This is a genomic window from Planosporangium spinosum (assembly GCF_049999945.1).
Taxonomy (GTDB): Bacteria; Actinomycetota; Actinomycetes; order Mycobacteriales; family Micromonosporaceae; genus Planosporangium; species Planosporangium spinosum.
On record NZ_JBLYUB010000035.1, the window covers coordinates 34,902 to 47,196 of the forward strand.

The 12,295-nt window shown below is 73.2% G+C and carries 10 protein-coding genes; 5 read left to right on the forward strand and 5 right to left on the reverse strand.

Translation table 11 applies throughout. The features are described from left to right. The first annotated feature begins 107 nt into the window (after positions 1-107). The gene (locus ACNTMW_RS30725; protein ID WP_426637459.1) at positions 108-1,127 is read left to right on the forward strand and encodes a LacI family DNA-binding transcriptional regulator; all 1,020 of its coding nucleotides are present in this window, start codon (positions 108-110) and stop codon (positions 1,125-1,127) included. Here ACNTMW_RS30725 and ACNTMW_RS30730 read toward each other — a convergent pair. Continuing rightward, positions 1,124-2,149, reverse strand: a complete 1,026-nt coding sequence (locus tag ACNTMW_RS30730) for a LacI family DNA-binding transcriptional regulator (protein ID WP_426637460.1) — start codon at positions 2,147-2,149, stop codon at positions 1,124-1,126. The genes ACNTMW_RS30725 and ACNTMW_RS30730 overlap by 4 nt on opposite strands. 140 nt (positions 2,150-2,289) lie before the next feature. On the opposite strand from ACNTMW_RS30730, the gene ACNTMW_RS30735 reads away from it, so the two are divergent. Genes ACNTMW_RS30735 through ACNTMW_RS30750 form a run of 4 tightly spaced genes read left to right on the forward strand, consistent with a single transcriptional unit; the run spans position 2,290 to position 7,196 of the window. After that, entirely contained in the window at positions 2,290-3,582 is a 1,293-nt protein-coding gene (locus tag ACNTMW_RS30735) for an ABC transporter substrate-binding protein (RefSeq protein ID WP_426637461.1), read from the forward strand. Between the two features lie 4 nt (positions 3,583-3,586). Further along, positions 3,587-4,492 carry a carbohydrate ABC transporter permease gene (locus ACNTMW_RS30740; protein WP_426637462.1) on the forward strand — a complete coding sequence of 302 codons (906 nt, stop codon included), beginning with the start codon at positions 3,587-3,589 and terminating at the stop codon, positions 4,490-4,492. 2 nt (positions 4,493-4,494) lie between these two features. After that, entirely contained in the window at positions 4,495-5,310 is an 816-nt protein-coding gene (locus ACNTMW_RS30745) for a carbohydrate ABC transporter permease (protein ID WP_426637463.1), read from the forward strand. A gap of 2 nt (positions 5,311-5,312) precedes the next feature. After that, positions 5,313-7,196 (forward strand): glycoside hydrolase family 127 protein, encoded by a 1,884-nt coding sequence (locus ACNTMW_RS30750; protein ID WP_426637464.1) that lies wholly within the window; start codon positions 5,313-5,315, stop codon positions 7,194-7,196. A 43-nt stretch (positions 7,197-7,239) separates the two neighbouring features. Here the strand turns inward: ACNTMW_RS30750 and ACNTMW_RS30755 are convergent, their stop codons facing one another. Genes ACNTMW_RS30755 through ACNTMW_RS30770 form a run of 4 tightly spaced genes read right to left on the reverse strand, consistent with a single transcriptional unit; the run spans position 7,240 to position 12,263 of the window. Then, positions 7,240-9,384 carry a transglycosylase domain-containing protein gene (locus ACNTMW_RS30755; RefSeq protein WP_426637465.1) on the reverse strand — a complete coding sequence of 715 codons (2,145 nt, stop codon included), beginning with the start codon at positions 9,382-9,384 and terminating at the stop codon, positions 7,240-7,242. Then, on the reverse strand, positions 9,374-10,066 hold the full coding sequence (locus ACNTMW_RS30760) for a hypothetical protein (RefSeq protein WP_426637466.1): 693 nt from the start codon (positions 10,064-10,066) through the stop codon (positions 9,374-9,376). The genes ACNTMW_RS30755 and ACNTMW_RS30760 overlap by 11 nt, the downstream gene beginning before the upstream one ends. Positions 10,067-10,077: 11 nt before the next feature. Further along, on the reverse strand, positions 10,078-11,586 hold the full coding sequence (locus ACNTMW_RS30765) for an ATP-binding protein (RefSeq protein ID WP_426637467.1): 1,509 nt from the start codon (positions 11,584-11,586) through the stop codon (positions 10,078-10,080). Next, complete coding sequence (locus ACNTMW_RS30770) at positions 11,583-12,263, reverse strand: response regulator (protein ID WP_426637468.1); 681 nt, start codon at positions 12,261-12,263, stop codon at positions 11,583-11,585. Before ACNTMW_RS30770 ends, ACNTMW_RS30765 begins: the two co-directional genes overlap by 4 nt. Positions 12,264-12,295: the final 32 nt, after the last annotated feature.

Below are 12,295 nucleotides of genomic sequence, written 5' to 3' on the forward strand. Positions count from 1 at the left end.
TTCGGCGGCGGCCGTGAACGTGCGGTCGCACGTCGTGACCGTGCCGGTCGCGGTCCGGTAGCCTGACCGCCGGGGGCGTCCCCGCCCCAAAGCCGGAAAGGATTTCGGTGGGCAGGCAACGTTCGCGGTCCGTGACCCTGGCGGATGTGGCCAAGCTGGCCGGGGTGTCGGTGGCCACCGCCTCCAAGGCGCTCAACGCCCGCGAGGAGGTGGCGCCGACCACCCGCCGCCGGGTCATGCACGCCGCCCAGCAGCTGTCGTTCCGGCCGAACGTGCTGGCCCGGAGCCTCATCTCGGGTCGTTCGCGCGCCATCGGGCTGCTGACCGAGGAGCTCGGCCAGCGGTTCGCCTTCCCGGTCCTGCTCGGGGTGGAGAACGCGCTGGGCAACGAGCAGATGTGCGTGCTGCTGTGCGACGCCCGCGGTGACGTCATCCGGCGCGGGCACCACATCCAGACGCTGCTCGCCCGGCAGGTCGAAGGCTTCATCGTGCTCGGTGACTCCAACGACGTGCTGCCGTCGGTCACCCGCGACATCCCGGTCCCGGTGGTCTACGTCTACGGCGAGTCGGACGATCCCGCGGACCTGTCGGTCATCGCCGACGACCGGGGCGGCGGGCGGCTGGCCGCCGAGCACCTGGTGTCGCTGGGGCGGCGGCGGATCGCCCACATCACCGGCCCGCAGACGTACCGGGCGGCCCGCGAGCGGGCCGTCGGCCTGCAGGCGGTGCTGCGCGACGCGGGCCTGCCGCTGACGGGCGGAGAGCCCCGGTACGGCGAGTGGTCCCAGCGCTGGGGGCGGCACGCCGTCGCGATGGTCCGCCACGCCACGCCCGACGTCGACGCCATCTTCTGCGGCAACGACCAGATCGCCAGCGGCGTGGTGGAGTCGCTGCTGGACTCCGGCGTGCGGGTACCGGACGACGTCGCGGTCGTCGGGTACGACAACTGGGAGGTCTTCGCCACCGACTGCCGGCGCCCGCTGACCACCGTCGACCTGAACCTCGAACAGTTGGGCGCGACCGCGGTGAAGTACCTGACCGCCGCGCTCGACGGCCAGCGGGCCTCCGGGGTCATCCGGCAGCCCTGCCGGCTGGTCGTCCGCGACTCGAGCGGGCCGGCCGGCTAGGCCGGGGAGCCGGGCGGGACGGCGGTGGACTCGCGTACCACCAGCCGGCACGGCCGCACGTGCCGGCCCGGTGCGGGCCTGCCGTCGATGGCGGCCAGCAGCAGGTCGGCGGCGGTCCGGCCCAGCCCCTCGAGTTCCATGTCGACGCTGGTCAGTGGCGGCTGGCAGGCGAGCGCCATGACGTCCCAGTTGTCGAAGCCGACGACCGCGACGTCGTCGGGGATGCGCCGGCCGCTCGCGCGCAGCCCGTCGGTCAGCCCGCGGGCGACCTGGTCGTTGCCGCAGAAGACCGCGTTGAACTCGGCGCCGGAGGCGAGCAGCATGCCGGCCGCGCGGCGGCCCCAGGCCTCGCTCCATTCGCCGTACAGGGTCGGTGTCACGTACGCCAGCCCCGCCTCGGCGAGCCGGTCCGCCGCGGCGGCCGACCGGACCCGCGCCGAGTGGTGGTGCTCGGGCCCGGTGACGTGGGCGATCCGGCGGCGCCCGACGGCGAGCAGGTGCTCGACCGCCTTGGCGGCTCCGCCCTCCTCGTCGGCCACCACCGAGCAGTCGCGCGGGTCGGTGGAGCTGACGAACGCGTACACCACGGGCACCGGAAGATCAGTCGCGATCGGTGACCGGGTGCGGGCCCGGCGGCCGGTCACGATGATGCCGTCGACCCGGTGGCCGAGCAGGGTACGCAGGTAGTACTGCTCGCGGATGGGATCGTCCCGGCCGTCGCACAGGAAGACCGACATCCGGCCGGCGCCCAGCGCATCCTCGGCCCCGGTCATCAACGGGATGCTGAACCGGCCGATGGTGTCCGTCGTGATCATCCCGACGGTGTAGCTGCGGCCGGAGTGCAGCGTGCGCGCCGCCGCGCTGGCCTGGAAACCGAGCCGCTCGGCAGCGGCGCGGACCCGCTCGCGGGTCTCCGCGCGCAGCGAGCCGCGGCCGTTGAGCGCCTTGGAGGCGGTGCCGACCGAGACGCCGGCCAGGGCGGCGACGTCGCTGATGGTCGCCGGGCGGATCGGCTGCTTCACAGTTTCCCGCTTTCCTCACACCGCTTCTGTTGTGGACAACTGGATTGGACCTTCACCTTGACATATTGATGAATTTAAACCTAGCCTGGGCTGGGAAAACGGTTGCCTGATTTTCCTACCGTCCCGGGGCTGGAGACCTGATGGCTCGTCGACCCGTCACCACCCGTGTTGCACCCGTCCTCCTCGCCGCCGCGCTGCTCGCCGGCTGTCAGAGCGCCCCGTCGTCCTCGTCGGCGAACGACACGACCGCCAGGGACGACGGCACCGAGATCACCATGTGGACCCGTTCGCCCACCGCCACCTTCAGCCAGACGCTCATCGACGCGTACAACGCCGGCCACCGCAACAAGGTGAAGCTGACCGTGATCCCGGCCGACTCGTACCAGCAGAAGGTCGGGACGGCGGCCGGCGCCAAGCAGTTGCCCGACGTCCTCGCCGCGGACGTGGTCTACGCGCCCAACTACGCCGCCAAGGGCACCTTCCTCGACCTCACCGGCCGGGTCGACCGGCTGCCGTTCAAGGACAGCCTGGCCCCGGCGCACCTGAAGACCGCCACCCACGGCGGCAGGATCTACGGCGTACCGCACGACATCGACCTGTCCGCGGTCTTCTACAACAAGGCCCTGTACCGCAGGGCCGGGCTGGACCCGGAGCGACCGCCGACCACGCTGGACGAGCTGTACGACCACGCCAAGAAGATCAACGCCCTCGGCGGGGGAGCGCACGGGTACTACTTCGGCGGCGCGTGCCCGGGCTGCATGCTGTTCACCACATGGCCGATGATCTGGGCGTCCGGCGCCACGGTCAGCAACGACGAGGGAACCGCGTCCACGATCGACAACGACGCCGCCGCCAAGGTCTACCGCCTGTACCGGAAGATGTACGCCGAGGGCCTGACCCCGGCCGCGGTGAAGAACGAGAACGGGCCCACCTGGACCCAGGAGTTCGGCAACGGCACGATCGGCATCCAGCCGATGGGCGCCACCGTGCTGCAGACCCTCAAGGAGGGCGCCGACCTCGACGTCGGCGTCGCACCGATCCCCGGACTGACCGGGGGGAGCTCCTCCTTCGTCGGCGGCGACGTGCTCGGCATCAGCGCCACCAGCAAGCACGCGGCGCAGGCATGGGACTTCATCTCCTGGACGCTGGACCGCGACGCCCAGGTCAACGTCGTGGCCAGGAACAAGAACATCACGGTACGCGGCGACCTGGCCGACAACACCTACGCCCAGCAGGACAAGCGCCTGGCGATGTTCAACCGGCTGGCCGGGCAGGGGCGGACGCCGATCTCGGTCAACTTCGGCCGCACGTACAACGACCCCAACGGCCCGTGGACCTCCACCGTGATCGAGGCGGTCTTCGGCACGGCCGACCCCGCGGCGGTACTCAGACAACACAACCCGACCATCACCGAGTCCCTGGCCGGCGGCTGAGGCGATGGTTGCCGTTGCCACCCCGGTAACCGCCGGGACACCGGCCCCGCCGGCGCGGCCCACGCTGTCGCGCCGGCGGCTCGGCGCCCTCTACGCGGCCCCGATGGCGGCGATCGTGACGGTCCTGTTCGTCGTCCCGCTCGGGCTGATGGTCTGGATGTCGTTCAACCACTGGCCACTGCTGGGCGCGTCCGAGCCGAACGGCGTGGCCAACTACCGGGCCCTTGGCGACCCGCTGTTCGGCCGGGCCATCGTGTTCACCCTCGAGTACACCGCGGTGACCACGGTCGTGCTCAGCCTCGTGGCCCTGGGGCTCGCCCTGCTGGTACAGGAGGCCCGGCCCGGGGTCGGGCTGTTGCGGACCGTGTACTTCCTGCCCAGCGCGGTCGGGCTGGCATCGGCCAGCCTGCTGTTCTACGGGCTGTTCCACACCGAGTCCTCCGCGCTGAACCAGCTCGTACGGCTGGTCGGCCTCGGTACCGTGGACTGGCTGGGCAGCACCGGCAACGCGCTGCTGTCCACGGTAGGCATGATCACCTGGCGGTTCGCCGGTTTCTACATGCTGATCCTGCTGACCGGCCTGCAGAGCATCGACCCGGCCCTGTACGAGGCGGCCCGCACCGACGGGGCCTCCCGCTGGCAGATCCTCACCCGCGTCACGCTGCCCCTGCTGCGGCCCACGCTCGCGCTGATGATGGTGCTGTCGGTCACCGGGTCGCTGCTGGCCTTCGACCAGTTCTTCATCCTCACCGGCGGCCGGCACGGCACCGCGACGATGGTCATCGACATCTACCGGGAAGCGTTCCTGTCCCAGGACCTCGGCCGGGCCGCGGCGATCTCCGTGGTCATCCTGGGCGTGCTGATCGCGCTCAACGGCGCACAGCTCCACCTGATCCGGCGAAAGGGCTGACGATGACCCGGCGAACGGTCGACTTCTACGCCACCTCGTCGGTGCTGGCGGTGCTGTTCCTGCTGCCCATGTTCTGGACCACGGTGCAGTCCGTGCACGGCCGCCAGGCCGCCGGCGGCGCCCGGGACGGCTGGGGCGTGGACAACTACCGCCGCCTGGCCGACTACGGCAGCGGGCTGCCGGTGTACCTGCTCAACACCGCCGTGGTCGCGCTGGTCGCGGTCGTGGTCACGGTCGTGGCCACGACGCTCGGCGGGTACGCCGTGGCGCGGCTGGACTTCCCCGGCAGGAACCTGTTGTTCCTGGTGACGCTGGCGATCCTGATGGTGCCGTACACCACGATCCTGGTGCCGCTGTACGTCCTGCTCGGCTGGATCGGCCTGCAGAACTCGCTGGTCGGCCTGGGTCTGGTACTGGCCGTGTTCCAGCTGCCCTTCGGGCTGTTCATGATGCGCAACTCGTTCGAGGCGTTGCCGGTGGAACTGGAGGAGGCGGCGCTCATCGACGGCTGCACCCCCACCGGGGCGCTGCGCCGGGTGCTGCTGCGCGGCGTGGCACCCGGCATGGTGACCGTCGCGCTGTTCTCCTTCCTGGCCGCCTGGAACGAGTTCGTCGCGCCGCTGATCTTCCTGACCGACGGCGGCAAGTTCACCCTGCCGGTCGCGCTGTTCAACCTGCAGAGCGGCACCCTCGGCTCGGTCGACTTCGGCGCGCTGCAGGCCGGAGTGGTCACGGCGGCCGTGCCGTGCGTGCTGGTCTTCCTGCTGCTGCAGCGCTACTACGTCCGCGGCTTCCTCTCCGGCGCGCTGAAGGGTTGAGCATGGCGAACTCACATCCGGGCCCGGTCGCCCCGACCCCGTCCGCCGTCGCCGCGCTGCGGCCGCTGCCACTCGATGCGGTACGCCTCGATCCGGCCGGGCTGCTCGGTGCATGGCAGGAGCGCAACGCGACGGCCACCGTGCCGCACTGCGTCGCGCAGGTGGAGGCACACGGCCCGCTCGACAACGTGCGCCGCGTGGTGGGGGAGAGCACCCGGGACTTCCGGGGGCTGTTCTTCGCCGACTCCGACATCTACAAGACCGCCGAGGCGGTGGCCTGGCAGCTGGCCGGCGCGCGGGCCGACGCGGGGCTGCGGGAGTGGCTCGACGCCACCACGGCACTGCTGGGCAAGGCACAGGACGAGGACGGCTACCTCGACTCGTACTTCATGGTGGACCGGCCCGAACAGCGCTGGCGCGAGTTGCCCTGGAGCCACGAGCTGTACTGCGCCGGGCACCTCATCCAGGCCGCGGTCGCCGCCGAACGGGCCGGCGTCGGCAGCGAACTCATGCCGATCGCGCGCCGGTTCGCCGATCTCGTCGTCGACGTGTTCGCCCACACCGACGGCGTGTGCGGTCACCCGGAGATCGAGACCGCACTGGTGGAGCTGTACCGGACCACCGGCCACCGGCCGTACCTGGAGCAGGCGCGGCGGTTTGTGGACCTGCGCGGTCACGGCCTGCTGGGCGCCGACCGGTTCGGGCCCGGCTACTTCCAGGACCACGTACCGGTCCGGCAGGCCCGCGAGGTGACCGGGCACGCGGTGCGGCAGCTGTACCTGTTGGCCGGCATGGTGGACGTCGCGGTCGAGACGCACGACACGCCGCTGCTCGACGCCGCGACCCGGCTGTGGGACGACGCGTTCAGCCGCAAGACCTACGTCACCGGCGGGCACGGGTCGCGCCACCGCGACGAGGCGTTCGGCGACCCGCACGAGCTGCCGCCGGACCGGGCGTACGCCGAGACCTGCGCGGCGATCGCGAGCTTCCAGTGGAACTGGCGCATGCTGCTGGCGACCGGCCGGCACCGGTACGCCGACGAGATGGAGCGCACCCTGCACAACGCCGTCGCGGGGGCCATCTCCGCCGACGGCCGGCACTTCTTCTATTCCAACCCGCTGCAACTGCGCACCGGACACGACGGGTCCGACGAGGACGCGCCCGCGCAGCGGCTGGCCTGGTACCGGTGCCCCTGCTGCCCGCCCAACCTCGCGCGGCTGATGGCCTCGCTGCACGGGTACGTCGCGACCGCCGACGACGACGGCGTCCAGCTGCACCTGTACGGCGCGGGGACGATCCGCGCGGGCGACCTCGACGTCGAGGTGCGCACCGGGTACCCGTGGCACGGGCGGATCGAGGTCACCGTCCGTGCCGGCACCGCGCGGCCACGGACCCTCGCCCTGCGGGTGCCCGGCTGGTGCGCGGAGTACCGCGTCGAGGTCGACGGCGTTGCCGTCGCGGCCGCCGCCGAAGCCGGTTACGTCCGGCTCACGCGCGACTGGAGCCGGCCGACCGTGGTCCGTCTGGACCTGGCCATGCCGCCGCGGCTGGTGGTCGCCCACCCGCGCGTGGACGCGGTACGCGGCTGCGTCGCGCTCGCCCGTGGCCCGCTGGTGTACTGCGTCGAGCAGGCGGACCTGCCGGACGGCGTCGACGTCGAGGATGTCCGCCTCGACGTCGACGGGCCGGTCACCGTCCGGGACGACGGAGACCGGGTCGTGCTCACCACGAGCGGAGCGGTGGTCGGGCCGGTCGTGGAGCTGTACCGGGACCACCCCCTGACCGGCGGGGTGTCGCGGCCGCTCACGATCACGTCGGTGCCGTACTTCCTGTGGGGCAACCGCGGCCCGGGCGCGATGCGGGTGTGGGTTCCCGTCGCCGGCTGAAACGGCGCGCACCGGAATCTCCGGACAGCGGAGCCACGGACAGCTAACCGGCGGTGAGGGCGGAGGGCGGCTGCGACGCGCCCGGTAGCCGGTCCGGCACTGCCGGCCGCACGGCCGTCCGGCTCGGCTGCGGCGCGGGCAGCACGCCGTACCGGCCGGCGTCACCGGCGTCGTCGCTGCCCACGTGGGCGGCGGGGGGCAGGGCGGCCGGCGGCTGACCGGCCAGGGCAGCGTCGAGGAAGCCCTGCCACAGCGTGAGGGGCAGCCCTTCGCCCTCGATGGGCGTGCCGGCGGCGTCGCGGATCGGTCCCGGCTCGGCCCGGCCGATCCACACCACGGCGGCGAGTTGCGGGGTGTACCCGGCCATCCAGGCGTCGGAGTTGTCGTCGGTGTCGCCGAACTGGCGGGTACCGGTCTTGCCGGCCGCCGCCCGGCCGGGGACCGGTCCGTGGGCGTCGACGGTCTCGGCGAGCACCACCGACACGTCGGCGGCAACGGCGGCCGGCAGGACCCGTACCCGCTGCGGTGCGGCCCGGTACCACGGCGCGCCGTCCGGCCCCGCCACGGACTCCAGCAGGTGGCGCTCGGCCCGTACCCCGCCGGCGGCGAACGTGGCGTACACGCTGGCGAGGTCGGCCGGGCTGACCGGATAGATGCCGAGCGCGATGTCGGCCCGGGTGCGGCCCGGCTCCGGATCGCCCGGCTGGTCGACCAGGGACGGCTTGCCGTCGTAGCGTTCCGCGACGCCGGCGGCCGTCGCCAGGCGGCGGATCGCGGGCGGCCCGACCTTCTCGGCCAGCGCGTAGAACGGCGTGTTGAGCGAGTCCACCATCGCCTGGTCGAGCGGGCACACCGGGCACTGCAGCCCGTCGTGGTTGACCAGCGGCACGCCGCGCCGGCCCGGGAACGTCCGCGGTGAACGGCCGTTCCACAGCGAACGGTAGGAGATCCCCTGGTGTAGGCCTTCGGCCAGGACCAGCGGCTTGAACGTCGACGCCGGCGGGCGGGCCGCCACCGCGTCGTCGAAGAACCCGCTGCCGTGCGGGCCGCCGTAGTAGGCGCGGACCGCCCCGGTGGCGGGCTCGACCGCGACGAGCGCGGCGCGCAGCTGTGCCGGCTGGCCCGTGAGCGCGGCCGCGACCCGGTCGAGGGCGGCCCGCTGGGCCCCGACGTCGAGGGTGGTGACCACCCGCAGGCCGGCGGTACGCAGCGCCCGCGGCGGCACCCCGTGCCCGGCAAGTTCCCGCTCGATCTGGTCGACCACCAGGCCGAGCGGGCCGGCCGTGGCGTCGGCGGAGCGCGGCGGCACCGTCGGGTAGGGCAGGCGTGCGACCTCGGCGCGGTCCGCCCAGCCGAGCTCCGCCATCGTGGTCACGATGTAGCGCCATCGATCGCGCGCCGCCGCGGCGTCGACGGCGGGGTCGAAGTTCGTGGGATCTTTGATCACCGCGGCGAGCACCGCGCCCTGGGCGAGCGTGAGCCGGTCCACGGTCGTGCCGAAGTACGCCGACGCGGCCGCCTCGATGCCGTACGCCCCACGCCCGAAGTACACGGTGTTGAGGTAGCGCTCGAGGACGGCGTCCTTGGGGTAGCGCCGCTCGATCTTCACGGCGAGCACCGCCTCCTTGGCCTTGCGCTCGGCCGTGCGCTGCTGCGTCAGGTACGCGTTGCGGACGTACTGCTGTGTGATCGTGGAGGCGCCCTGGCCGGCGCCGTCGAACACGTTCGCCAGTACGGCGCGCCCGACGCCGCGCGCCGAGAGGCCGGCGTGGCCGTAGAAGCCGCGGTCCTCGGCGGCCAGCACGGCCCGGCGCACCGGCAGCGGTACCCGGCGCAGCGGGACGTCGGTGCGGTTGTTGACCCCGACCCGGGCCAGCACGGTGTGCCCGTCGCGGTAGTACAGCACGGAAGCCTGGTCGATCACCGGGTCGGCGGGCAGCGGCACCGAGGCGGCGTACCCGGCGACGCCGGCGCCGCCGGCCGTGATCAGCATCAGGACGGCCGCCAGAACGTAGGTCAGGCGCCGGACGGCCCGTGAGAAGGCAAGGTGCCGGACCGTCCCTGACCGGCGCACCCGGAAGCGCCGGCCACCGCCCGCCCCGCCCGCCCGGTGGGCACCGACCGCCTCGCCGGCCCGGTGGGCACCGACCGCCCCGGGGATGACAACAGTGTGGCCTTCATCGATCACCTGGCCACGGTGGACAGCTCAGTTCACCGGCGCGTCCGGGCCATGTCACGATCGTGCAACAGGCCCCGCTCGGGCGGTCACTGTGCGTACATTCCGGCGGGTTCGGTCCGTCCCGTCCGGGCAGCGTGACGGGGCAGCTCACCGGGCCCCGCTGGTGACCGCTGAGCTTGTCGTACAGGGTCACCCGGGCCGGTGCCGTGACGTCGGCGGCCGCGGTGCACGCGATCTGCGCGACCGCCAGCTCGGACAGCCCGGCCGGATCGGACCGCTCGTCGTCGGACCGCTCGTCGGCGCTGGCGAGCAGCAGGGTGAGGTCGCCGCCGGCCCGCTCCGTCGGGATGATCCGGATGCCGGACGGCAGCTCCGTGGTGAGGCCGGCGTCGCGCTCGACGGGCAGCGGGCCGGCCGCCAGCAGGTCCAGCCCCTCGATCCGGCGGGTGCCGGCCGGGGAGGGCAGCGGCCGTTCGTCGATCCGGCGGGTGCTGGCCGGGGAGGGCGGGACCTGTCGCGCGCTCGGGTGGAGCCGGCCCTCCCGTACGAAGTACACCTGTTCGGCGACCAGGCTCGCCCGCGGCGCCGGACCGAACGAGATCGGTTCAGTGGGAGAGATCCCGCAACCGGCCGCCGGGGCGGCGGCGCCGGCGGTGAGCAGTACGGCGGCGAGCGGGCGCAGTCTCCTCATTCCGGGCCTCCTCATTCCGGGCTTTCCCGTTCCTGCCGTCCCCGGTCCGCACCGCCGACCCGGCCGGCGGTCGACGCCGCAGCCGGCGGGCGGCGGGGGAGGCGCAGCGTGAACCGGGCTCCGCCGTCGGTGTCGTTGGCCGCCTCCAGCGCCCCGCCGTGCAGGTGCGCGTTCTCCCACGCGATGGCCAGCCCGAGGCCGCTGCCCTCGGAGCGGGTACGCGCGGAGTCGGCCTTGTAGAAGCGCTCGAACACGTGCGGCATGATCTCCGGCGCCAGCCCCGGGCCGTGGTCGGTGACGGTCACCACGACGTGGTCGGTATCGTCGACGCCGAGCGCGACGGTGACCGGTGGGGCGCCGTGCCGCAGCGCGTTGCCGACGAGATTGGCCACGATCACGTCCAGGCGGCGCCGGTCCAGCTCCGCCGTGATCCCGGCGGGCAGGTCGGCGTGTACGGCGCCGGTCCAGCCCCGGGCGGCCAGGGTCGCCGACACCGCCGCCGCGACGTCCACCGGGCCGCGCCGCAGCACCGCCCCACCGGCGTCGAACCGGGAGATCTCGATGAGGTTCTCCACCAGTTGCCGCAGCCGTCGGGTCTCGGTGCCCATGATGCGCGCCGCGGTGGCGGCGTCGCCGCCCAGGCCCATCGCCTCCTCCTCCAGGGCGTCGGTCACCGCGGTCATCGCCGTCAGCGGGGTACGCAGCTCGTGGGAGACGTCGGCGACGAACCGCCGCCCCCTCGCCTCCATGCGGCGCAGTTCGTCGACGTTGTGCTGCAGCCGGCCGGCCATCGCGTTGAACGTGCGGACCAGCTCGGCCAGCTCGTCCGAGCCGCGGGCGCGCAGCCTGGTGTCCAGCCGCCCCTCGGCCAGCCGGCGGGCGGCGCGCCGCAGGTCCCGTACCGGCCGCAGCACGCCGGCGGCGGCGATGAGCGCCAGCAGGACGGCGGGCAGCAGGGCCAGCAGCAGGATGACCGCCGCGGACCTGGCCAGGCGGTCGATCGTCGACTGCTCCGGGGTGAGGTCCTGCACGCCGTACACCTCGATGCCGGTGGGCTGCCCGAGCTGGTCCCGCAGCTGGCCGCCGGCGAGGACGTACCGGTGGCCGTCCAGTTCGATCCGCTGGACGACCAGCCGGTCGCGTTCCCGGACGGCCGCGCGCAACTCGGGCGGCACCCGGTCCAGCGGCACCGGGCGGTAACTGGACCGCAGGTCGCCGTAGACCACGAGGCCGCCGACCGCGTCACCCAGCCGCTCCAGTTCCTCCTGGCCGGGGGGAAGCTGCGGCGGCGGGTTCAGCGACTCCAGGCTCTTGCGGGTCCGGTCGGCGAACTGGTCCTGGGTCTTCTCGAGCACGATGGTGCGCGCCTGCCGGTAGCTGGCCCCGGCCACCGCTGCACCGCTGAGCAGGGCCACCAGCGCGAACGCCACCACCAGCCGGGGCCGTAGGCCGAGCAGCCGGGAGCGGACCGGGCGGCGCGGCGGGGGCCGGTCGCCGGGCGTGACCGTGCGGTCGGTCATACCGGCCCGAACCGGTACCCGAAGCCCCGCACCGTCTGCACGTAGACCGGCGCGGACGGGGAGTTCTCGATCTTCAGACGCAGTCGTTGCACGCAGGCATCCACCAGTCGCGAGTCGCCCAGGTAGTCGTGGTCCCATACCGACTGGAGCAGCTGCTCGCGGGTGAGGACCCGACCCGGCGCGCTGGACAGCTCCAGCAGCAGCCGCAGTTCGGTCGGGGTGAGACTGACCGGCTCGCCTCGTTTGTGGACGGTCAGCCCGGCCCGGTCGATGGTGAGGTCACCGAACCTGCCCGTGTCGGGCAGGGACGGCTCGCGCGCGGTGCGCCGCAGCACCGCGCGCAGTCGGGCGTCGAGCACCCGCGGCTCGACCGGTTTGACCACGTAGTCGTCGGCGCCCGCCTCCAGGCCGCCCACCACGTCGAAGTCGTCGCCCCGGGCGGTCAGCATGACCACCGGGACAGACCCGGCGGCCCGGATCCGGCGGCACACCTCGAACCCGTCGATGCCCGGCAGCATCAGGTCGAGCACCACGATGTCGGGGGTCGCCGCCTGGACCCGGGTCAGGCCCTCCTCGCCGGTCGCCGCGCACGCCACCGTATGGCCCTGCCGGCGCAGCGCGAACTCCAGCCCGTCCCGAACGGCCTGGTCGTCTTCGATCAACAGGACATGAGCCACGGCCTATTTGTACCCGAGGGGACGTCCGGCCG